24 protein-coding genes are annotated in these 20,623 nt (G+C 42.8%); 12 read left to right on the forward strand and 12 right to left on the reverse strand.

What is annotated here, in order from left to right:
* Positions 1-2: 2 nt before the first annotated feature.
* Both NKMY2_RS09390 and NKMY2_RS09395 read left to right on the forward strand, forming a co-directional pair.
* A complete protein-coding gene (locus NKMY2_RS09390) occupies positions 3-968 on the forward strand; it encodes a ParB/RepB/Spo0J family partition protein (protein ID WP_042687608.1) in 966 nt (321 codons plus the stop codon).
* Positions 949-1,641: a hypothetical protein gene (locus tag NKMY2_RS09395; RefSeq protein WP_042687612.1), complete on the forward strand. Its 693-nt coding sequence runs from the start codon at positions 949-951 to the stop codon at positions 1,639-1,641. The genes NKMY2_RS09390 and NKMY2_RS09395 overlap by 20 nt, the downstream gene beginning before the upstream one ends.
* Before the next feature lie 87 nt (positions 1,642-1,728).
* On the opposite strand, the gene NKMY2_RS09400 is transcribed toward NKMY2_RS09395, so the two are convergent.
* Positions 1,729-2,190, reverse strand: a complete 462-nt coding sequence (locus tag NKMY2_RS09400; protein WP_042687615.1) for an archaellin/type IV pilin N-terminal domain-containing protein — start codon at positions 2,188-2,190, stop codon at positions 1,729-1,731.
* The gene (locus tag NKMY2_RS09405) at positions 2,187-2,639 is read right to left on the reverse strand and encodes an archaellin/type IV pilin N-terminal domain-containing protein (protein WP_052347756.1); all 453 of its coding nucleotides are present in this window, start codon (positions 2,637-2,639) and stop codon (positions 2,187-2,189) included. The genes NKMY2_RS09400 and NKMY2_RS09405 overlap by 4 nt, the downstream gene beginning before the upstream one ends.
* A gap of 53 nt (positions 2,640-2,692) precedes the next feature.
* On the opposite strand from NKMY2_RS09405, the gene NKMY2_RS09410 reads away from it, so the two are divergent.
* Positions 2,693-4,444 (forward strand): type II/IV secretion system ATPase subunit, encoded by a 1,752-nt coding sequence (locus NKMY2_RS09410; RefSeq protein WP_052347758.1) that lies wholly within the window; start codon positions 2,693-2,695, stop codon positions 4,442-4,444.
* Here the strand turns inward: NKMY2_RS09410 and NKMY2_RS09415 are convergent.
* Together NKMY2_RS09415 and NKMY2_RS09420 are read right to left on the reverse strand one after the other, a co-directional pair.
* Positions 4,416-5,531, reverse strand: coding sequence for a hypothetical protein (locus NKMY2_RS09415; RefSeq protein ID WP_157832529.1), 1,116 nt, complete (start codon positions 5,529-5,531; stop codon positions 4,416-4,418). The two genes, NKMY2_RS09410 and NKMY2_RS09415, sit on opposite strands and share 29 nt — an antisense overlap.
* An 83-nt stretch (positions 5,532-5,614) precedes the next feature.
* The gene (locus tag NKMY2_RS09420; RefSeq protein WP_042687622.1) at positions 5,615-6,541 is read right to left on the reverse strand and encodes an archaellin/type IV pilin N-terminal domain-containing protein; all 927 of its coding nucleotides are present in this window, start codon (positions 6,539-6,541) and stop codon (positions 5,615-5,617) included.
* Positions 6,542-6,605: 64 nt separating this feature from the next.
* Between NKMY2_RS09420 and NKMY2_RS09425 the strand changes: the two genes are divergently transcribed.
* From NKMY2_RS09425 to NKMY2_RS11045, 4 genes are all read left to right on the forward strand, one after another.
* On the forward strand, positions 6,606-8,327 hold the full coding sequence (locus NKMY2_RS09425) for a type II secretion system F family protein (protein ID WP_052347760.1): 1,722 nt from the start codon (positions 6,606-6,608) through the stop codon (positions 8,325-8,327).
* 18 nt (positions 8,328-8,345) lie between these two features.
* A complete protein-coding gene (locus tag NKMY2_RS09430) occupies positions 8,346-8,780 on the forward strand; it encodes a hypothetical protein (RefSeq protein WP_157832530.1) in 435 nt (144 codons plus the stop codon).
* An 8-nt stretch (positions 8,781-8,788) separates the two neighbouring features.
* On the forward strand, positions 8,789-11,128 hold the full coding sequence (locus NKMY2_RS09435) for a hypothetical protein (protein ID WP_177316548.1): 2,340 nt from the start codon (positions 8,789-8,791) through the stop codon (positions 11,126-11,128).
* Between the two features lie 362 nt (positions 11,129-11,490).
* On the forward strand, positions 11,491-11,613 hold the full coding sequence (locus NKMY2_RS11045; RefSeq protein ID WP_255347583.1) for a hypothetical protein: 123 nt from the start codon (positions 11,491-11,493) through the stop codon (positions 11,611-11,613).
* Between the two features lie 193 nt (positions 11,614-11,806).
* On the opposite strand, the gene NKMY2_RS09445 is transcribed toward NKMY2_RS11045, so the two are convergent.
* Positions 11,807-12,019: a tetratricopeptide repeat protein gene (locus NKMY2_RS09445; RefSeq protein WP_042687632.1), complete on the reverse strand. Its 213-nt coding sequence runs from the start codon at positions 12,017-12,019 to the stop codon at positions 11,807-11,809.
* A gap of 47 nt (positions 12,020-12,066) precedes the next feature.
* Positions 12,067-12,372 carry a hypothetical protein gene (locus tag NKMY2_RS09450; protein WP_042687635.1) on the reverse strand — a complete coding sequence of 102 codons (306 nt, stop codon included), beginning with the start codon at positions 12,370-12,372 and terminating at the stop codon, positions 12,067-12,069.
* A gap of 122 nt (positions 12,373-12,494) precedes the next feature.
* Here NKMY2_RS09450 and NKMY2_RS09455 point away from each other — a divergent pair, with 122 nt between their 5' ends.
* Positions 12,495-12,845, forward strand: a complete 351-nt coding sequence (locus NKMY2_RS09455) for a hypothetical protein (RefSeq protein WP_042687751.1) — start codon at positions 12,495-12,497, stop codon at positions 12,843-12,845.
* Positions 12,846-12,869: 24 nt separating this feature from the next.
* On the opposite strand, the gene NKMY2_RS09460 is transcribed toward NKMY2_RS09455, so the two are convergent.
* Positions 12,870-13,745 (reverse strand): methyltransferase domain-containing protein, encoded by an 876-nt coding sequence (locus tag NKMY2_RS09460; protein WP_042687754.1) that lies wholly within the window; start codon positions 13,743-13,745, stop codon positions 12,870-12,872.
* Between the two features lie 88 nt (positions 13,746-13,833).
* On the opposite strand from NKMY2_RS09460, the gene NKMY2_RS09465 reads away from it, so the two are divergent.
* Positions 13,834-15,027, forward strand: a complete 1,194-nt coding sequence (locus NKMY2_RS09465; RefSeq protein ID WP_042687756.1) for a hypothetical protein — start codon at positions 13,834-13,836, stop codon at positions 15,025-15,027.
* A 9-nt stretch (positions 15,028-15,036) separates the two neighbouring features.
* A complete protein-coding gene (locus NKMY2_RS09470) occupies positions 15,037-15,861 on the forward strand; it encodes a SirB1 family protein (RefSeq protein ID WP_042687638.1) in 825 nt (274 codons plus the stop codon).
* Here NKMY2_RS09470 and NKMY2_RS10925 read toward each other — a convergent pair.
* The 4 genes from NKMY2_RS10925 to NKMY2_RS11050 form a co-directional block, all read right to left on the reverse strand.
* On the reverse strand, positions 15,851-16,021 hold the full coding sequence (locus tag NKMY2_RS10925) for a hypothetical protein (protein WP_177316549.1): 171 nt from the start codon (positions 16,019-16,021) through the stop codon (positions 15,851-15,853). The genes NKMY2_RS09470 and NKMY2_RS10925 overlap by 11 nt on opposite strands.
* Before the next feature lie 279 nt (positions 16,022-16,300).
* The gene (locus NKMY2_RS09475; protein ID WP_042687642.1) at positions 16,301-16,936 is read right to left on the reverse strand and encodes a nitroreductase family protein; all 636 of its coding nucleotides are present in this window, start codon (positions 16,934-16,936) and stop codon (positions 16,301-16,303) included.
* Positions 16,933-17,223 carry a hypothetical protein gene (locus tag NKMY2_RS09480; RefSeq protein WP_042687645.1) on the reverse strand — a complete coding sequence of 97 codons (291 nt, stop codon included), beginning with the start codon at positions 17,221-17,223 and terminating at the stop codon, positions 16,933-16,935. Before NKMY2_RS09480 ends, NKMY2_RS09475 begins: the two co-directional genes overlap by 4 nt.
* A gap of 55 nt (positions 17,224-17,278) precedes the next feature.
* The gene (locus NKMY2_RS11050; protein WP_255347584.1) at positions 17,279-17,413 is read right to left on the reverse strand and encodes a hypothetical protein; all 135 of its coding nucleotides are present in this window, start codon (positions 17,411-17,413) and stop codon (positions 17,279-17,281) included.
* A 177-nt stretch (positions 17,414-17,590) separates the two neighbouring features.
* Between NKMY2_RS11050 and NKMY2_RS09485 the strand changes: the two genes are divergently transcribed.
* Both NKMY2_RS09485 and NKMY2_RS09490 read left to right on the forward strand, forming a co-directional pair.
* Complete coding sequence (locus tag NKMY2_RS09485; RefSeq protein ID WP_042687649.1) at positions 17,591-18,010, forward strand: hypothetical protein; 420 nt, start codon at positions 17,591-17,593, stop codon at positions 18,008-18,010.
* A 123-nt stretch (positions 18,011-18,133) separates the two neighbouring features.
* On the forward strand, positions 18,134-19,435 hold the full coding sequence (locus tag NKMY2_RS09490) for a DUF7482 domain-containing protein (RefSeq protein WP_042687758.1): 1,302 nt from the start codon (positions 18,134-18,136) through the stop codon (positions 19,433-19,435).
* Between the two features lie 61 nt (positions 19,436-19,496).
* On the opposite strand, the gene NKMY2_RS09495 is transcribed toward NKMY2_RS09490, so the two are convergent.
* Positions 19,497-20,594, reverse strand: a complete 1,098-nt coding sequence (locus NKMY2_RS09495; protein ID WP_042687653.1) for an NAD(P)H-dependent oxidoreductase — start codon at positions 20,592-20,594, stop codon at positions 19,497-19,499.
* Between the last annotated feature and the right edge of the window lie 29 nt (positions 20,595-20,623).

Here is a 20,623-nt window from a genome sequence, read left to right on the forward strand (position 1 = left end):
TCATGAAGACGATCCTAATCCAAATCAAAGATCTCGAAGCAAATCCATGGCAGTTTAGGATGATGCCAGAAAAGGACTTTGAAAGCCTACAAAACAGCATACGTGCTAACGGGTTTGAGACCATTCCGCAGCCAATTATTGCAAAGATCAACAAAAAATACTACATTGTGGATGGCCATGCCAGAATTAGCGCTGCAACAAACGCCCAAGTTAGAGAAATCAAATGCGGACTTGCAGATGGGGTAATCAATTATCAGGACCTACGAGTATGGTCATTTCGCCTAAACAGGCAGGGATACTCTAATCCTCTGGTGCTATCAGACATGATAAACGAAGACATGCAAATTCTTCACAACATGAGAAATGTTGCTGACATTTATGGAGTAAATGAAGAATACATTTCATCCCTAGTTCAGATCAAAAATCTACACGACGATACAAAGGCAGTAATCCAAAAAATAATGAACGTTGCAAGGAAAAAGTACCAATTCCTGCTAGAGCAGATTAGTCCTGCCCATCTCTCAAGCCTTGCAGAGATTTCGCCACAAAAACAAGTCGAGGTTGTAGACTGGATATTCCATGACATAATGTATGGACCTGCAGATGAATCGCTCGTATCGATACCTAGTATTTACGAGATAATCAACGAAATCACCAAGGTTCAAAACGAAAAAGAAAAAAAGCGATACAAGAAATCAGAAAAAAATCACAACAAAGAGATCCCATTCACATGCAAGTGCGGGGCAAAATACGATGTAGATGCAAAATCACATACGGTGTACGAGTTTCTCGAGCAGGACAACGTCATATTAAGAAAGGAGGTCAGTATAGAAAACCCCCTTCCGTCATTCTCATCTAAATCATACAGCAAAAAGAAAATGCACGAGATCATCGACAGATTCTACGATAACACCGAGCTGAAGATACTAGTATCGCAAAGAGAGTACTATGAGAATTGGCAACGATGAGAGAATAGTTCTCTCACTGCTAAAAAAATACCCGACGTTAACTGAGAAAAACCTCCAATTGCTTTATCTATTTTTTACAAACAAAAAGCGCGACACATCAAAGATTTTGCAGTCAGTTAGGATCAAAGGTCTAATTGATGATGAAAATCAAGTGGTTGCCAAAGAGACCCAAGGCATTCTAGTCGACATTCAAATCGAAGAAGAAATACTTGATAATTTACAAAATCTTGAAGAATTCATAAAACTTGGCAAGACTGCAAAATCAGTTCTCTTCATATTGTCAAAAATCAAAAAATCATCGCTCCAGTTTCTTGCCGACACCCTAAACGAGTCTCCACGGAACATCTATGCAGTCATGCAGAGGTTGGAGGAGAAAAGCCTCATCTACAGTTACAACTCCAAGATATACCATCTGAATTCACGCGGAAGGCGGTTCAATCCCAGATACTACGTCATAACGGATCTAGGAAAAATAACGGCAAGAATCAAAACCGACGACAAAGTAGACCAGCAGCAAATAAAGAAAATACTAGAAAAAACCCAGAATGAAATCGAGACCATGCACAAGGCGTTTAGCACCAATGCGTCAAAGCTTGGCACCATTTTTTCCGCTCTTTCGTTGTGGGCTTTAGAAAACACTGTCGATTTGGTGCCACTTTTCAAGTTCATCTAAATACATGATATCATGTTTTGAGCAAACGAAACCCAATTGCATGCACTTCCAAGCAAAGACTAGAGGAACAAATTCCCTGAACTTCAGTCAATTGGTGTCGTTTCTTATTTCGATGAGCTTGTTTGAATCGGTTCTGACCACTATGGTTTTTACGGTTTTTGGAATGTCGACATCTCCTGTGAAATTAAGAAATATCTCAGCAGTCTTTCCCACAGGAATGGAACTAATCGTCAGTCCGTTTAGATCCTTGAGAGTCAGGTCGCTGGTTGCATCTTTGGTGCCATTAACAAAGACATTCGATATCGTGACGTTTTTGAAGCCGTAATTATGAACAAATACTCTGATTTTATCATCTTCTCTGAACATGTCAATGAACTCGACTAGTTCGTTTATCTGATCTTCGGACGTGCGTATCGCGTCATGTACGCTTCTCACATCGCCAAGAATTCTCTGCTCAGAGAGCGCCACGTATAATCCCAGTCCAGATACAGTCACTGCGACAACTACTAGAGCGCTTACTATCTCGCTTACGCCCCTTCTTCTTCTCATCTATTTATCACGCCTGTGACTGTCATTGGATAGATAATCTTAGAAGAGGAAGACTGGGAGCTTGCTTCAAACCCCACGCTGTATGTTTTGGATGCAGTAAAGTTCCCGCATGGATTACCCGAAAAAAACTCAAACATCGAGATGGTCTGGCTGGGGGAAACTTCAGTTGGCGGAGATTTTGGGAACCAGTCAAAGCCGCCATCAGATGTGGTGTTTATTTTGGTAGATAGAATTTGCTCCGTCCCAGTATTGTGAAGGGTTGCAGAAAAATAACACGTCCCACTAGAGTCCTTTTCCATTCGTAGATCCGTTACCTTGTACTCAATTTCACTCAGCGTGGCAGAAAGAATCTGATTTTGAGTGCTGCTCAGAAACACCCCCCCAACAATGGCAATCCCAATTAGGATGATCACGGCAAGAATCGGACTTACTCCCCTTCGATGTTTCATTCACAATTTAAGCTCAAAATTCTGAATATAAGCAAAAACAGACAGAGATAGGTGTGATAAGGTCGATAAAAAACAAAATTGCGCCAAAATCCAAGGTACCAGACAAAGTCATCGACAAACCAAAGATGCCAAATACCAAAGTTATCGACAAGCCCAAGATACCAAAAAACAGATCAGAGTTCACGTTTGCCCACAAACTCAAAAAGATTTTTGCGACAAAGCCGCAAAACAAAAAATCAAGACTGCTCTTTGATCTAAAAAACCTTACAGTCGACGACCTAGAATCTTATGAAATTTTGTCCCAGTACAATGTCGGTGATTCCAGGGTATTTATCACAAAGAATGCGGAGGGAAAGGTCTTTTACCTCATTTCGGAGCCGCCAATTGACAATGTCGGTAAAGCAGTATATGCAAAACTGATGCGCTATCTGTACATTTCACTTTCTTCGGATTTAAAGGAAAAATCAGATGCCAAGGAAATCATCAAGAAAAAGATTTTTGAGCTGAGCAAGGAGATCGGAATTTACCGACACGCCACAAAGATAATTGACAGCCTTTTGTATTATGTGATGCGGGACTCGTTTGGATATGGGATAATCAACGTTCCAATGGCTGATCCGAACTTGGAAGACATTTTGGAAGAAAACTTTACCAAGCCAGTCGGCGTGGTGCATAAAAAATTTGGTGAGTATGGGATTTTAGATACCAACATAAAGTTCAACTCTACTGAAGCTGCAAACTCTTTTGTCCAAAAGCTTGTCCAAAGAACTGGCAAGAGTCTCACTGCAGCAGTTCCATATATCGACAGCATGACAAAGGACGGACACCGAATAGCAGCTACCTTTGGCAGCGAGGTATCATTGCCTGGTGCAAACTTTACGATTCGAAAGTTCAGCGATGAGCCATATACCATTACAAAGCTAATCCAGATGGGGACACTAAGTCCTATGATGGCAGCATACCTTTGGATTTTGCTTGACTCAAAGGCGTTCATATTGGTGATTGGCTCGACTGCTGCTGGAAAAACCACCACCATCGGGGCAATCAGTTCACTGATCAATCCACAGATGAAAATAATCACAATAGAGGACACGCCTGAGCTTAGGTTTGGCCACACCCACTGGCAGAGATTAATCACACGAAAGAGTACCAGCATGTTTGAGGACAAGTACGAGGTGACAATGGATGACTTGATAAGATTGTCCTTGCGTTCAAGGCCTGACTTTATAGTGGTAGGCGAGGTAAGGGGCAAAGAGATATCCTCTTTGATTCAGGCAGTATCCACGGGGCACGGGGGCCTGACTAGCTTTCATGCTTCTGATTCAAATTCTACCCTGGTCAGAATGGAAAGCCCTCCGATGAATGTGCACTTGAGCGGACAGATGCTCATTTCAGTGATACTGCGTCAGAACAGGCTTGTAGATCCCAGCGGCAATGTTGTAAGAAGGGTGACTGAGATAACCGAAGTCATACCAGAGCAAAACAAGATCAAACTAAAGACAGTCATGGGGTGGGACATATCAGATGACAGGTTTAATCCGCCGGATGTCAAAGAACTGATAGATAATTCGGTAAGACTAAAAGAAATTGCGACAATAAACGGCTGGAGTGAAGACGAGGTAGTCAATCAGCTGGTAACAAGAATGTGCTTTCTGTCTACAATGATTGCAAGAAACGAGACTGACTTTGAGACAGTTACAAAGGGATTGGCAAGATTCTACTATGATCCGCTTCAGCGCTCCATGTCCATTTTGAATACAACATCGCTTGTCGAGTTTAACTACGCCAAAATCTCTGCAAAATAACAATCGAGGATAGTGCTACTGACATAATTATAATCCCCGATGGGAATTCTGGAACAGTTACTGGAAGCGCGTATTTTCCAATTACAAAGCCGTCAGGGTTTGTACCAATGACATATACGAAATTATCATCGCTTCGCAGGTACTTGACATCATAGTTCAAAGATGCAGAAACATCATAGGCAGTCTTGTTGTGAAGATTTACCATTTGTAGGACGGAAGGGGAATTTGTATTGTTAACCAGAATGAGGTAATCCTGTGCTATCAGATACGGACCGTAATGTGGGGTTCCGAGTCCTTTTGATATCGGAGATGTGTTTTGAAATTCCATTAGAGTTTGGGCTTCTTTGTCGTTTTTGCCAGATTTTATCATGGTAAATTCAGAAAATGTGCCACCTACTAGTTTTACGTATATTTCATTCCAGTATACGGTTTTTTCATGAATGGCAAGATCGTACGGAATCTTGAGGTCTTTGGCTATAATTTTTGGTGATATGTTGTCATCTATGCGTAAAACGGTGCTGTTTTGGTCAGAAACCTCTTCAATCCAGTACGTGACGCCGTCTTTTGAGACAGTATCCATTATGATGTTGTTTGTTTGAAAAACAAGACTTTTTGTCCCATCTGGACTGATCCTCCAGATTTTCCCGTTTGATTCGGAAACATATAGCATATCGTTGTCAAGCGATAGGTGAGATAACGCTCTCAGATCTTTTGCCAAAACGGTTATGTTTCCATCTTTTTTGGACATTTTAAACAGGTCCTGATAATCACACAGCATCTGCCCGATACAGTTCTCAGAAAGGGCGACAAAATATAGATGCTTTCTGTCCTGCTCGATGCCTGTCGGATAGATGAACCGTTTTTCTGACAGATTTTTTGCATTCATTCCATCATTTGCTTTGAGGGCGGTATCTGGCATCCACGTAGCAGATTTTGCATCTTTGTCAGATTCAAAGTAATACACGTTTGCTCCGTCGGATGCAAGATCATTTATTGTACCAAGACCATATGTGACATCACCAGAGCCAAACGCATACTGTGGAATCAATACTAAAACGATTAGAATCCCAAATAATTTGAATTTCATAATTTATGGTGTTGTGTTTCCTTTAAAGCCAGTTTTGAGATATGGTTTTGGAATAAGACGTAATAAAAATAAAAAAGGGAGGATTAAATTCCTACTACTTTGATTACTGTTTGGTATCGTGCTGTAGAACCGTTTTCTCCCTCTGTCACAACATTTACAACGAGTCCATCACCGTTCTGAACGAATTGATTGTTCAGGCCTGTGACTGACTTTGTAAAGGCATCTGCATAGATCTGTACTGATTGACCAGATTGTATTGGGCTAGCTAACTTTTGGTGTGTGTACACTTTACATGTTATATCAAACTGTGTGTCCGCAGTCCTTTTACACCACACATCACCAGCATTTGCCGAATCCAGTGCGGTGAATAACGGACCAACGTTTACATAAGTAGTGCCAGTAACTAGGCCTTCCAGCGCATTGTCTATGTTGTTGGTTGAGTCAGTAGCAGTTAGTATCTTAGCTAGTGCAGTTCCGTTCAAGACCAATGTATCTCGGTACGAAGACTCGCTAGTTGAGATGACAAACTTTCTGCCTGCGGATATTCCTTCACCTTTGTCAGGAACGCCAGCTTTGCCACCGGTTGTATCCAGATGTGCAAGCCACTGTGAACGCAGTGGATTATCTAGTGCCTTAGCTGGTGCCGCAGTAGAAGACGGTGTGCCACCATTACAAGTTCCGGCTACACAGCCCATTGCGTTTTCATGAAGTGCCTCGTACAAAATGGGCTCACTTAGGTCGCTTTTTGCAACAGTCATTTCTACTTTTTTCCATGGTACGCTTCCACCGTTTTTGATGGTGGCAGTCAAATCAGAATGGGATGTTCCCTTGATTGCCTGTGCGTTTTCCAAGGTGATGATGTTTTGTGAGGACGCAGTATTTGATCCCTGTGCCATAAGAGAGTATGCCAATCCGCCGCCTACGACTGTGATTCCCAATAGAAGCACAGTTGCAAGGATTGGACTGACTGCTCGTCGATTTCCAAACATTTTTTTGTTTTGTGGAGTCATTTTTGTCCTTGCATAATAATTCTAAATTTTGGCTTATAACGCGATTTAAGACTCTACATATTGGATGAAAAAGAATTCCAACACCTTGCAAAAGATTGTTTCACAGATCACATTCCGCAGCACGTGGAATACCATAATAGAAGACATCAACAATGACGTGCTTTTCTCAGGAAAGCCGCTTGACACAATCAAACTCTTGAATCAGATTCGGAAATATATGATCATATCGGCATTTGTGATCTTCCCGCTTAGCATTTTCATGTTTGTCTATGTGTCTCCAATCTTCATTGTAACTAATCTGATTTGGATTTTCATAATCGCGTATCCAAAAATTCAGCAATCACAGCTAAGCCAGGCACGGAAAAAGAAAGTCGAGGAAGAACTCCCATACTTTGTCATATTTGGATCAGTCATGCAAAGCGTAGGCGTCAGCCTGTATGACAGCTTTCAGTTATTCAAGGAAACCATGATCTTTACTGCGGTAAAAAACGAGGCCCAGTTATTGAAAAGAAACGTGGAATTTTTTGGCCTCTCGCAAATGGAGGCACTAGAGGAGCTAGGAAGGACCCACAGAAGCAGTCTTTTAAAAAATCTCATCTTAGGATACACTAGTATCTGGAGAAGTGGGGGCGACCTTTCTCTGTATCTGGAAACAAGAGCCGAGGAGTTCTTCACGCAGCTAAAACAAAGATACCAGGTTTACACAAATAACGTATCTACGGTAATCGAGGCCCTTGTAACGCTACTGATAATTCTACCAATTCTCATAATGGTAGTATCATTTGTGTTGCCAGGCGGCTCAATTGAGCAAGTTGGATTGCTAGCAAGTGTTGGTCTGCCGTTATTTGCCATAATAATGGGAGTAATCATATCATCAATTCAGCCAGCCAGCTTTAACTCGGTAGGACTTGATCAGAAAATGCTGTCCATTTTATTTGGGATAGGGATGGTTTCTGGCCTTGGAGCATACATGGTTTATCACGAGGTCTGGCTGTCAATACTGGCGGGGTTTCTGATCCCCTGCTCAATTAGCGCAGTATTGACAGGTCGTCACATAAACGAGATAGTAAAGCTAGAGCGTGATCTTCCAAACTTTCTTCGTGACATAACAGAGTACAAGAAAATCGGCTACGACGTATTGCTGGCAATCATCAACTTGTCAAAAGACAACACGTACAACTCAGTATTTGCAAAAAAACTAAGCGAGGTAGGCTTGCTTTTAGATAATGGGATTTCACCCACTGAAAGCGTAAAGGCGACAGACTTTAGGTCCCACTTTACAAAGATGTCATTTTACTTGCTTGCATATATTGCGGAATTTGGTGGTGGGAACCCAAAGAACCTTGAAACGGTTAACGCGTTCATAACAAATGCAAAAAATACTGTAAAGGAGGGGACGTCTGCCATATCTGCGCTTGCAATCATAGTGTTTGCCGCACCAGTTATCATGGTGTTTACTGCCAGCATGATTCAAAACATCACCGGCTCCATCGACACCAACATAGGTTCCACAATTAAAGACGCGGCAGAATCGTCACTTGGTCAAAACACTAATTTTGTCAATCTGGTAACGATCACTCCCGAATTCATATCCATGATAAAGACATTGATTGTGACTAGCAGCATTCTTGGTGCGTTTGTAATTACAAAGGCGATCGACTTTACATTCTACAACACATGGCGTGTCGTTGCAATTGGAATCATATCACTAGTATCAATAATGTATCTTGACGGAATTGCCAGCGTCAACTTTGATTCTTTCCTTGGAAATTTGTCTTTTAAGTAAAAAATGGAGAAATCAGATATGAAACATCGTGGAGTCGGCGGGTTAATTTCAATGATTGGACTAGTTATCGTATTTGGAATTGCATCTGCAGCGTTTCTTCAGATAAACGCCACTCAACAGAGCTTTGTTGCTTCATCCATTAATGTAAACAAGGTAATTTTGGATAAAAACAACCAGAGGTTAAATTTTACAATAACAGACAGCGGCTCATCATATACAGTTGGAGTAAACAATACCTCGAGTCAGACAATATTTTTCGATGCCTATCTTTTGATAAACTCCACAGATATACGTCAGGCAAAATATCTTGATGGAAAAAACGTTACGGCCGGAAGATCATTTCAATTTGACATTAACCTAGTACCAAACGGTGCAGATAAACACGTAATTTTCGTTACAGATCTTGGCAAAAAATGCCTAGTCCCGATAGGAGTTGATTTTAGAATATGTTGAGAAAGGTCATGATACCAGCAATCAGTGCATTGATCTTTGCAAGTATTCTTCCAATTTACGCTCAAACCATTCCACTTGACGCATCAATGTGGATGCCATCAAAGGTCATCTCAAAACAGGAATACCACGGACTGATAGTTATCAGCAGCAATCCAGAAGACGATGTTGTGTTTAATGTGATAACTGACAACGAGGAAGTGATCAAAATCATTACAGAGACTGTCCAGGTGCAAAAAGGAAAACATCACGGATTAATCAAATTTGAGACAAAGGGAACGGGTAACGCAAAAATTTATGCAGTATACAAAGACACACTGCTTGAACAAAATGTTCAGGTAGTAGAGTCTGGAAACACACCAACTGAATTGGATTTGATTTTTCCTTCCACCCTAGTTGACGTACTAGTTGACAATAACAGACATGTCGGATACGTATTTTTGTTAAATGATTTTGGAAACCCAGTAATTGCGGAAGAACCAATTGCGATAACTTTGACAAGCAATGGAGACATTACACTGCAGAAAAATACAGTGACAATAAATCCCGGGAGTCATTACGCCAGATTTAGTTTTGAAGCTAAAGGAGAAGGGTCAGTTACCGCTACCGCACAAAACATAGAGCCCGATGAGGCAAGCGTCAGTATTTCTGATCCAAGTCAGATTGAGCTGCACATAGAGCCAGCTCCAAATCCAATTCCGACAAGCTCAAGTGCCGAGGTTTATTTTTGGCTTGAAAGAGATGACAAACCATACGTTCCATCACACAATATCAAAATAACTCTAAAAATAGACAAGAGTGCAAATCTTTCTTTTGACGCAGTAATCAAGGGGGCAATAGTTCTATCAGAATCTACGGTAGATAGACAGACAGTCGATCCAGATGCAAAGAAGGTAATAACGCGTTCAAACGCGCAACTAGACAGGGATTCAACCAAGGAATTTGTGCTTGAAAAAGGGAATTATTATGGAAGGGCCACAGTTTATGCAAGTTTTGACGGAGCAGGTGAAATTAGTATCAGCGGCATAGCAGAAAGTGCCAATCCGCCAAAAAACGAGGAGACAGTCAAGTCAGTAAATACAGTTACAGTTGCTACCGAAAAATCTACCAACGAGAGGGCAACTAGCACCAAGGTTTTCGCATTCCCAGATCCCGCACTTGATAAAGTGGAAATCATAGTATCAAGCGAGTCAGACAGCGGACCAGTACTTGAGGGGATGGAAGAGGATTTTGTCGTATTCCCAGACAACAAAATTGAGGTAATTCCAGCTACGGGGAAGATCAAGACAAATGAGAATTACGGAATCATAACGGCAAAGGTCACAGGCTTGGGAACTACGGAAATTTTTGCTCAAAGAAATGAGGTAAAGGGAAGCGAGGAGACTGTCGAAATTAAAACAAAGTTCGTAAAGAATCCAGACATCACCGTGATTCCGTTACCGATAATTTTTGGAGTAAAACAGGATCTTTTCCTGATTAGCTCATCACAGGACAGGATAGTAACAAATCCCAATTCCACAAAGAATGGAAACCTAATCAGCATAACATCCACACCATCATTTGATTATGAGATAATCCAGGATGGCAAATCAGTCATAACTGTGCGAGGAACAATAAACGATCTTCTAGAAGACGATCCAGTGGTCCACATCGCATCAAATGCGTTTACCGCTACAGAAACGCTATCTGTGTACAATCCGTTTCGTAACAAAATAGAGTCAATGCACCCAAGTACAGTGTTTGCAGAAGAACCATTTCCAATTATCAATTACATAACAGATCTTGATGACAACCCCTTGAGAAAGGCAGAGCTAAGGATATCGTCTGGAGCGACCATGAATGTCATAGGGGATCTGGTTTTTCTCAACCAGTCAGGCACACATGGAATAATATTCTATGAGAAAAACACAGTCCCGGTAGAATCCACCATTACGGTGTCAGGTTCCACCCCACAACAAACACAAGAACAAATTCAACAGGCTGTTGAGCAAAAGCCGACTGTCTTTACATACGAGATAATAGTTGAAAACGGGGAAGGCTCAGGCACGTATGCGGAGGGAAGCAACGTCACCATAAGCGCAGCGCCAATAATAAACGACATGGTCATAATCAAGAAGAAATTGGTCGGATGGGAGAATCTCCCATATGCGGAGGCAACCGTGACATTTGAAGCAGATTTTGATGTAGAGACAAGGCCAATCTACCAAGACGATTTTATGCTGTTGTTCCTAATTGGTGGTGCGGGAGCAGGCGCAGGAGCCATAATTTTGCTCAAAAAACGAATGAAAAAACATTCTCGCAATGAGCCTTCTGATGAGGAAAAATCAATTGACGAACTTTTGGACAGCTAGCCGGGCATGCAAACAGTGGACACACACCTGTTGTTAGCCAAGACATCTACAAACAGGCTTGAAACAAAATAGATTCCAAAACTCAGCATATAGCGTATACGAAATAGTTTGACATCCGTCGCAGAATTCTCAAGGCAGATATTTTGTCAGTAGCGTTGATTTTTGTGACGCCCATGTGATTCCAAGGCCAAATATTGTAAAATGGATATGTGTGATCGTTTGTTACATATCACGTGTGAGTGACGGCAATTTATCTAGAAAATTAGATCAAGAATGTTTTATTCTGATCGAGAATTTGTTTTAGCTGAAAACAGGTATTATCTGACAAGATTACTCTAATGCATTATTGAAATTATTTGCGTATGAGTTGCAAGTCAGGATACATTCATGTTTTTACATGGTTTCCGCTGCAGGGAAAGCGACTCTGCACAAGGTGCATGGAAGAAGAGATTCCCAAAGACTCCAAACAGACAAGCCAAGAATAACTTTTTTTGGACAGACGTCATCGTGCACATGGCTACTAAACGAACACTCAGCTGCCCCTTATCATGAGATTTCCATGTGAGCGCTCAGACCAGCAGAAAACTCGAGTTTGCACGCAACACATGAGAAAGACACGGAAATCATATGGAATACTTTCGATAAAATCGAACTCATTGAAGTATAGCTATGCAGAAGCTAGCTGTCTTTCTTTAGCTGGGATATTGCATCTGCCTTGTGAAGTAGCGCATCGGCGTTGTCTGGCTCCAATTCGAGTGCCTTGTTGAAAAACTTTAGCGCCACCTTGAAGTTCCCAAGGTTGAGCGACTCCCTTCCCTTGGCAATCAGCCTGTCCACATGCTCTTCCTCTTTTACTCCGGGGTTTTTCTTTCTGGTGTAAAATGGGCTCATGGTGTTTGATTTATCGATTCCAGTTAAGAGTTGTGAGGCTTGTGGCTTCAGAGGTCCCGCAGCTTGCTTAGTCGTTCCTTTCTCTTTTCGCTGTTTTCCCAGTCCTTTAGCATTTCTGCCCTAAACTCACTTTCGTTCTTGTACGGATCTGGCCACTTGTCCATTGGAACCAAGTATGGCTCTGAACCATTCTCAGTTGAAAACAGGTATGGCTTGACCCGTTTTGACTTTAACAGCTTTGTTATGAGATCAGATGCCTCCTGCTTTGTTGCAGGCCTGGCGCCGACATATCCTATCTTGTAAAGCTGCGCCAGTTGCTCTGAGGTGGCACGATCCGTAGATTCGTCTGACAATCAGATATCATGATGTTTTTTCCAATTAATCTCTTTCATACCAGTACTTACGATAAGTTTGGTTTTGCACTACATTTGTGCCAAAAAGGATGATCTTTTATCCGACTACGCCAAGTAAGATCATGTCAAAAGATACCAAAGCAAAAGATTGGGATAACTTGTGGGGCGAATACATGGAACTGCTAAAAAAATGGACGCAGTCATTTCAGACATTACAGAAAATCAGTGCAGAGGTGCAAGCAAAGTACAACGAAGTGTCCGCCAAGGCACTAAACGAGTCCAGCGAAAAGACACTCAAAGAGTTCTATGAAAACTGGCAAAAGACAATGAACGAGGCAAGCCTGAATGCCACCAAGCAGTTTGGGCAGAACTGGCAAAAAATAACAAACCAGCCGGGAATCGACCAGATGAAAGTATACGGGGACCTGATGAACACCTTTGCCGAGACATGGCAAAAAATGTGGAAAAAATAAATCCCAAAAATCCCCTTTTCTTATTTACCGCTTTTTTCCTATAATCAAATCCACCTTGTATCGGAGTGCCGCCCTCTGGTGCAATTTGAGATTCCACGGGAGATACGCAGGATTTTTTGTTTCCTTTGATATTGAGAACCCAAGCCGCCCAAGTTCGATTCGCACCGACTCTTCGTACAGCGGCTCTCTGACTGACTTTTCCCCACGCTCAAAATCATACGGGTCGGAAAGAACCAAAAATCCGTCTTTCTTCACCTGTTTTGAGAGAGACCTTAGGAAAAGTTTCGGCTCTATTATTTCAAATAAATTCAGCCCAATCACGGAGTCAAACTTTGCCTTTCCAAACGGGTGGGATAGTGAGTCTGCCACAAAATAATCCACGTTTTCAGAGTCGGACTTTTTTGCAATCTCAATTGCATGATACGACTTGTCAATTCCAAAAACATTGTGCAATTTTGCCATATGTCGGACCATTATTCCTATGGAGCACCCATGCTCCAGAACAATTCCGGAAGACGGGATTTTATCTAGGGATTTTTTTACCACGTCATAAAACTTGGATTTTTTGTTTTTCTCGTATATTGAAGACCATCTTTTTTCCACCAAGGACACGTCTGTGCGGTTCTTTGGTATGGAACCAAGCTTTTCCTTGATGTAGATCTTTAGCCTTTGGGTGGAAGCCTTCGCGTACAACGTTCCGCCCAACCTAGGCCTGTTTGAGAGATAAGTAGCAAAATCATCCCATAGGATCGGGATTTTGTCAATGATTGGAAAACGCAGATCACATCCAGTACAGAGCAAAAACCCTTCTCTGATTTCGCCGTCTTTTTTTAGGACTTCGAGTGAGAGTTTTTTTCCGCACCTCATGCAGCGGATGTGCTTTAGACTCGATTCATGCAAACCAGTTTTACTCAAAACGGATTTTGGATTAATACTTATTTTGAAAATCCAGTTAATGTTAAATGGGAACTACCCAAAGTCACTATCGATGACTGAGCAAGAAGAGTTTGCAGACGCGCTGCTTGACCAGATTTCAGTCGAGACAAACGAGGAGCACGACATTGCCACATTATCCTCAAGAATAAGGGAGGATCCCGACTTTAAGGTAAGATTTGACTCGCCCAAGCAGATTTCAGACCAGATAGCGCCGGGGCTAAAGCAGAAAGTCGCCGAGTTTACAGGGATCGGCGTATCGCCAGATGTGACAATAGAGTTTCCAGGCCTAGACGAGCTAAAGGAGATAAAGGGGAAGAAGGTCTTTGCGACGCCAGACGCAAGGGAGTTTGTAGACAGGCTGTTTTTGGCAGTTGCAAAGCAAAACAGGCAGGGGATTGCAGACTTGGTAAAGCAGGACACTGCAAAATTTCTGGCATACTCGACATATGCAAAATCATACATTTCAAAAATTTCCACTACATATGGCGACTATTTGGATTCAAAAATATACATAAACAATTTTGTCCTGTCAAGCTATCCTCAGATAGTCCTGCACAAGCAGGGCCCCCCGTATGAGTCAAGGTACGAGATGATAAAGTCAGGGTATGTGGGCGCCCTAAAGATGACCATACTGGAGGAGTTGGTCCACTCCATCCAGAACAACCTGTACGAGGAAAACAAAAAGGCGGTAATCGAGGTAAACAGGATAAACGAGGACCTGGCAAAAATAATTCTCGCCCTAGACGATACAACAGTTACAAGGCTTTCAGACTACCTGCAGCTGCCCGCAGTCCCAGACGAGTTTCCAATCGCAAAGAGGGCAAACCTGTTTTTCATGCTAAACCCGGATAACTTTATCGTAAACGTCCTGGGGCCAGACGTGATGACGTTTACCAAAGTCGAGATAGACCCGACAATCCAGCAGATGGTCCCGCAGATTTTGGAAATATATCAGAGGTGGCTCCTCCCCATCCAAAGGCATCATGCGGCGTTTTCCACAATGGAGGGAATGGCAGAGTTCTCAGTCCAGAACATCCTCAAAGACGACGAGGACTTTCACCAGTATCTGATGACGTTTATGGGAACTGACATCTCGTCATACCAGGTCAGAAAGAACATGGGAAAGGACTTTACCGAGGCAGTATTTGCCAAACACGGCAAGGAAACTTTTCAGATTTTGATAAGAAACCCTCCCACCACAAGGGAGCTCAAAGACCCGCAGCTGTACCTGAAAAGAGCGCCATAGTCATTTCAGATGAGCGACAAGTTCGATCCGTTTGTTGCAGAGTGGATTTCGTTTTCCTCAGACCCAAGGTACAACCTGGTGGAAAAATGCCTCAAGCTTGCGCAGATACTGGAATACCCAAACCTGAACATACAGGAGCAGATAGAAAAGATCAACCAGATTGCAAAGTCGCTAAAGGTTTTGCTATCAGATGTGAAGAACCCCACGTATTTGATATCAATGCTAAACGAGTACCTCTTTGAGACACTTGGATTCAAAGGGGACATAGACGACTATTATGATCCAAAAAACAATTTCCTAAACGAGGTGCTGGACAAAAAAAGCGGCATACCGATTACGCTTTCAATAATTTACGTCGAGGTCGCAAAAAGAATCGGCTTGAACCTTACCATTGCGGGATTTCCAAGCCACGTTGTTGTAAAGTATAACGAGGAGATGGTGCTAGACCCGTTTGGTGGCGGCAGGCTGCTAGACGTTGAGGACCTAAATGAAATTTTATATCAAAACTTTGAGGAAGAGATCGAGTTCTCGCCTGAAATGCTAGACGAGTTGCCAGACGACAAGGCGCTAATCAGAATACTGCGAAACCTGAAGAGCTCGTACGCCCAGTCATACGCGTATGACAAGGCGATGAGGTGCACAAACATGATCCTAGCAGTAGAGCCAGACTCCCCAGATGAGATCCGCGACAAGGGAATACTAGAAGAGAGGCTGCTAAACTACGAAAAGGCGCTCGTATACCTAAACAGGTATCTTGAGATTGCGCCAGAGGCGCCAGACGTGGACTATATTTTAGAAATGATAAGAAATGTGAGAGATAAGATTAATCAATAATCGATGTGATGTCTTTGCCACTTTTGACTTGGGAAATTTCGTGTCTTGCAAGCTTGTTACGCAGTGCCTTTTTTAGGACGTCCACTTCGTTTCTCAGGGCGGCAATTTCGTCCTCTAGCTTGGCGACGCGTTCATAGATTGTTTCTCCTTCTGAACTCATGATATGACAGTCAGAAAAAGAGCTTAAAAATTTATGGGTGAATTTTTGTGTATCTTGGTCAGTTTTTTGTTACAAATCAAACTCTTGGTTGCAAGAGGCACACTTTGCGTGCTCGGCGCCGACCTGACCTATTAGGAAGATTCGACCAACCGTTTGACATTTCGGACACATGCCAGTTGTGACATTTTTCGGGGCTGTCCTGATTATTTTCTGAGTCTTTCGGCGTCCCATAGTGAAGCAAATCATGCATGGTCTATTAAATTTAAGGATTCGGTATCATCATACGATATGAATCAGGTCTTTTAGCTTTCGTCTTGAGCGCGGGCCGCGCTTTTGCGCAGGATACCCGATGCAGAGAAGCGACGACGGCTTGAGATCAGTCCCGATTGCATCCATTACTTTTTCCTCGTCAAACATCCCTATCCAAATTGAGCTCAGGCCCAGAGCGTGTGCTGCCAGCTGTGAGTATGCTGCGGCAAGTGTCGCGTCCTGGATTGCAAACTTTGCCAGGATTTCAGGCGGAAAGTTGAGCTTTACTCGCGACGGGTTTTTGCAAAAGACAAGCACGACTGGCGTGTTGACGTGCGGCTGGTTGTTTGCCGCCTCGACTAGTTTTTCTTTTGTTTTTGGATCCCTGATATAAAAAATTTCAAAGCCCTGAAAGTTTCCGGCAGTAGGCGCAGTGTCTGCTGCTGCAAGTATCTTGTCGATTTTCCACTCCTCCACCATTCTCGTGTTGTCAAACTTTCTAGTAGATCGCCTTGAGGCCATGACCTTGAACAGATCCTTGTCCTGGACTGTTTTTTTTGGCTGTGATGTGAGAATTGCATTTAGGAGATTTTGTCGCACCTCCACGTCCTTGGTTGAGGCATCAGACGGCACGTATTCCTTTGGGTAGGTCTTGCTGGTTTTCATTTCCTAATCTCCTCCAGATGTTTTTTTATGACTTGGGTCGGCACCTCAAATATCTTACTGTCCTGTAATCGAAACTGTGTGATGTCAGAATTTACCAGTATGGCGCTAAATTCGTCTTCTAGTTCTACTTGGCCGGTGGTGTTTTTTGAAAGTATGTCGTAGAGGCGATCGATTTCGTCCTTGCTCATAAACACCACATGCTCCTCATCTTCGTCTGTTCCCTTCCAGACAAGGCGGCAGGCATCCTTTGACGAATACGATGACTCGATTCTTAAAAATTCTGCCATGTCCTATGAATTTACATGGTTTATGACTATTAAATCTAAAAAAATAAAGCGATTCCTAGAGTGTTGCTAGGAATGCACCTATTCCAGCACCCACGCCAATTCCTAGGACAAAGAACAATGCGTCCCAGGCCATGACTTTTCTAAATGGTGCTCGAACCTGATAGTTCCAGTGAGCTTGTTTTTGATTCATGATCATAGTTCAATATCCATGCAGATAGAGCTTAGTCAGCTGGTTTGATGACAGGTAAGCTAGTTTATTGACGTTTGCGCCCAAATGACCATCCAATGAACGCATGTGTCATCATGGAGGAACAAAGTACAGCAATACTTACTAGTAAAGACGACGTATGTAAGAGGCAGGATGTAATTGGCAAAAAAATCAGCTGAAAATGGAATTTCCGTTTGCGATATTTTAAAAGACAATACGACTAAGGTAATCAGAAAGCTCGAATCCCAGATTCCACAAAACATTCAGGCGTACTCTGACCTGTACACCCACTACCTTCACCTGCTAGACGACTATTTTGGGACGTGTTATCTGTGGCAAAAGCAGTATTTTGACAGACTAGGACTTGACAGTAAAGCGCTCAACGCCATCAACGATTACTGGAATACAGTAACAGACTTGTACTGTACGCAAATCGACATGATCACAAACGCCCAAAAGTCCAACATCGATACGCGTGAAAAAATGATAGACATGTGCGACCAGTACATTCACCAGGCCCTAGATTATTACGGCAAGGTCTTTTCTCAGGCGCTGTCCAAAATAAACGAGAAAAAATAAGACATCGGTAATTTACCATACAAGTGAAAGCATCTATTAAAAAATATTTTTCCAAATTGTTTTTTGAATTCGGATGTAATCTGGAAAACTCTTTTTATGCAATTACACGGCGAAACAAACTCAATGAATCAAAAACTACGGCTAGCTTCATTGCTATTGATGCTACCATTGTTCACGGCTGCATTGACTACACATGCCTATCAGGAAGCTGATGCCGAAAGGGCTCAGGGTTCAGTAGGCTATGTGGGCCCGAAGAGTTTTGGCTCAAAAAACGCAGTTAAAATCTGCGGTGATGAGCTATGTTCTGCAAAGGCAAAGTCATCTATCATGTCTGATAAAATGATATCGAACAAGAAAATGTCTGACAAAATGATATCGGACAAGAAAATGTCTGACAAAATGATATCGGACAAGAAAATGTCTGACAAAATGATGTCAGATGAGATGGTAAAATCGTCAGAGCATGCACTAAAACTTTCAAGAACAAATGTTCCAGCTACCATACCTCTTCACAAGGGTTGGTACAACGGACAATCAGTGTACTACATCATAACTGATTCAAGTGAGCAAAAGCACGCCGACATCATAACTGAGAAACAGGGATGGAGGGTAGAACTTGCGCCACTGCTGGCAACCACACCGACAGATGCACTATCAAAGACATACATCTTTACTAACGGAGTCAAAGGTGATGGAATTCACGGATTCCAAGACGAGATCTTTACAAGCACTCCCGCACAGCCAGAAACCTACAGCGCGCTGACATCGCACACTCATGTAACATGGAATGACGGAGTAAAAGCAGAGACCCTAGATTCTGAAGAGAAGATCATGGCAGCAGAAAAAGCAGACAAGATAACACTAACAGATCTGCCAGTAGTGATCAACATGCCTCAGATAATGTGGCCGGAAGGACATCTACAGGTAAGAGAAAACAAGAACATCTCCGATGAGACACCATATGTCGGAGGACAGATCACCGACATCAATACAGAGAAGATGACGGTGACATTTGTTGCCCACAGGGGCTGGGGTCCAGATGGTAGAACCATTTACTATATTGTAACTGATGCCACGCCAGAGATGCCAGCTGAGATGATGGGGGTTGTAACCTCACCAACATCAGCCAGACTAATTGCAAATTCTGCAGCAGTTGACCTATACCAGTTCATGAATGGTGTAAAAGGCTCAGGCCCGATGGGATTCCAAGCAGGAATTGCAGCGGCAGCGCCAGGCGACGCAAATTATTCACCGATGTGGAGAATATTCATGATTGGGTGGAAAGACCAGCCATCGGCAATGATTCTTGAGAATCTAGACGACATCAATGCGCTGAGAAGTGAAGGAAAAATCGATGTGAGTCTGGCAAGGCCAATGGACAAAGACCACATAGTGAACTGTCCATTCATTGATCCGTTCCAATAACGGAATACTCTTTTTTTTTCTTTTTACATGAACAGAGACAGGGTTGATTTTTGTTCCAAAACTATTCTTCTTTGTCAACTGTCAGATGTTGCGCCTTGCGTCCAGGACGCACTATTTTCTCTTCTGGAATGTGTTGAAGAATTATTTTTGCAGTATCCATGCTCCTTTTGACAAGATCCCTTGCGCCTGACTTTAGGCCGTCGCTTTTTTCAACATATGAGATATTGCGTTCCATGTCCTCCGCATCCCATCCCATGGTGTGAGCTATAAACGGGAATGGTGGAAACACAAATCCCAGCTCTGCAAAAAACCCAAGCAGGTGTCCTGCCACGTCTTGGACGTTGTCCTGACCTCCAGTTATGATAAAGCTTGCAACCTTGTTTTGGATCAATGCCTTGTTGTTTATGGTGATTTGGTTCTGAACGCAGTTCATCCTTTCAATCATCTTGTGGTACAGCGAGCTTGCAGCGCCCCAGCGAATCGGCGTTGAAACTATCACCACGTCAGCCCAGTGAATTAGCGCCTCATACACCTGGGCAAGCTGGTCTGTCTCGTCCATTTGTGTAATTGAGCACGGCCAAGTGCACGCAAATGCGCTCTTTGAATAATACCCCTCGCAGGCCCTAAACTTCAGATCGTTTAGTCGGATAAACATTGTTTGTGCGCCAAGATCCTTTGCGTGATCAACTGCGACCTGGAGCAGTTTCTCAGATGTTGAATATCGCGGGTTTTTTGCATCCATTACGGTAGTAGAGATACCCACCACTCGCAGTGGTCCGTCCTCACGCTTTACTGGACGCGCCAACGGATGGGGAGGATGAGGGGCCTTTTGCCGCGGAGTTACGGGATTGATGTTGACATAGAGGTGATCGTTTTCAATTTTTAATTCAAATTGCGGCACCCTGTCTTCATCAAACCCAGGTTCACCAAATCCAGTAATCCTGTGAAATTTCCAATTGTGCCATGGGCATATGATATAGTCATCATCCAGTTTGCCACTCCCAAGCGGTCCGCCGGCATGATTGCAAAAATTAGAGACTGCCCCAAACTTGCCTTCACTGTATGACACTGCAATTACGGCAGTACCAAGAGTTACTTCTCTCAGCGGAGGATCCTTTAGCGAGTCGACGTGACCCAGATCAGCCCAAGTTTTTTCCAACCATTATGATCAGCAACCGAAAACTAAAA

Origin of the sequence: Candidatus Nitrosotenuis chungbukensis (assembly GCF_000685395.1) — an archaeon.
GTDB lineage: Archaea > Thermoproteota > Nitrososphaeria > Nitrososphaerales > Nitrosopumilaceae > Nitrosotenuis > Nitrosotenuis chungbukensis.

Bases quoted from the DNA above. Each gene is read 5' to 3' on its own strand.
- NKMY2_RS09475 (WP_042687642.1), bottom strand. From the start codon at position 16,936: ATGAAAACCAGCAAGACCTACCCAAAGGAATACGTGCCGTCTGATGCC.
- NKMY2_RS09425 (WP_052347760.1), top strand. From the start codon at position 6,606: ATGAAAAAGAATTCCAACACCTTGCAAAAGATTGTTTCACAGATCACA.
- NKMY2_RS09455 (WP_042687751.1), top strand. From the start codon at position 12,495: ATGTCAAAAGATACCAAAGCAAAAGATTGGGATAACTTGTGGGGCGAA.
- NKMY2_RS09400 (WP_042687615.1), bottom strand. From the start codon at position 2,190: ATGAGAAGAAGAAGGGGCGTAAGCGAGATAGTAAGCGCTCTAGTAGTT.
- NKMY2_RS09445 (WP_042687632.1), bottom strand. From the start codon at position 12,019: ATGAGCCCATTTTACACCAGAAAGAAAAACCCCGGAGTAAAAGAGGAA.
- NKMY2_RS09390 (WP_042687608.1), top strand. From the start codon at position 3: ATGAAGACGATCCTAATCCAAATCAAAGATCTCGAAGCAAATCCATGG.
- NKMY2_RS10925 (WP_177316549.1), bottom strand. From the start codon at position 16,021: ATGAGTTCAGAAGGAGAAACAATCTATGAACGCGTCGCCAAGCTAGAG.
- NKMY2_RS09480 (WP_042687645.1), bottom strand. From the start codon at position 17,223: ATGGCAGAATTTTTAAGAATCGAGTCATCGTATTCGTCAAAGGATGCC.
- NKMY2_RS09395 (WP_042687612.1), top strand. From the start codon at position 949: ATGAGAATTGGCAACGATGAGAGAATAGTTCTCTCACTGCTAAAAAAA.
- NKMY2_RS11050 (WP_255347584.1), bottom strand. From the start codon at position 17,413: ATGAATCAAAAACAAGCTCACTGGAACTATCAGGTTCGAGCACCATTT.
- NKMY2_RS11045 (WP_255347583.1), top strand. From the start codon at position 11,491: ATGAGTTGCAAGTCAGGATACATTCATGTTTTTACATGGTTTCCGCTG.
- NKMY2_RS09490 (WP_042687758.1), top strand. From the start codon at position 18,134: ATGAATCAAAAACTACGGCTAGCTTCATTGCTATTGATGCTACCATTG.
- NKMY2_RS09465 (WP_042687756.1), top strand. From the start codon at position 13,834: ATGACTGAGCAAGAAGAGTTTGCAGACGCGCTGCTTGACCAGATTTCA.
- NKMY2_RS09435 (WP_177316548.1), top strand. From the start codon at position 8,789: ATGATACCAGCAATCAGTGCATTGATCTTTGCAAGTATTCTTCCAATT.
- NKMY2_RS09430 (WP_157832530.1), top strand. From the start codon at position 8,346: ATGAAACATCGTGGAGTCGGCGGGTTAATTTCAATGATTGGACTAGTT.
- NKMY2_RS09470 (WP_042687638.1), top strand. From the start codon at position 15,037: ATGAGCGACAAGTTCGATCCGTTTGTTGCAGAGTGGATTTCGTTTTCC.
- NKMY2_RS09420 (WP_042687622.1), bottom strand. From the start codon at position 6,541: ATGACTCCACAAAACAAAAAAATGTTTGGAAATCGACGAGCAGTCAGT.
- NKMY2_RS09415 (WP_157832529.1), bottom strand. From the start codon at position 5,531: ATGAAATTCAAATTATTTGGGATTCTAATCGTTTTAGTATTGATTCCA.
- NKMY2_RS09405 (WP_052347756.1), bottom strand. From the start codon at position 2,639: ATGAAACATCGAAGGGGAGTAAGTCCGATTCTTGCCGTGATCATCCTA.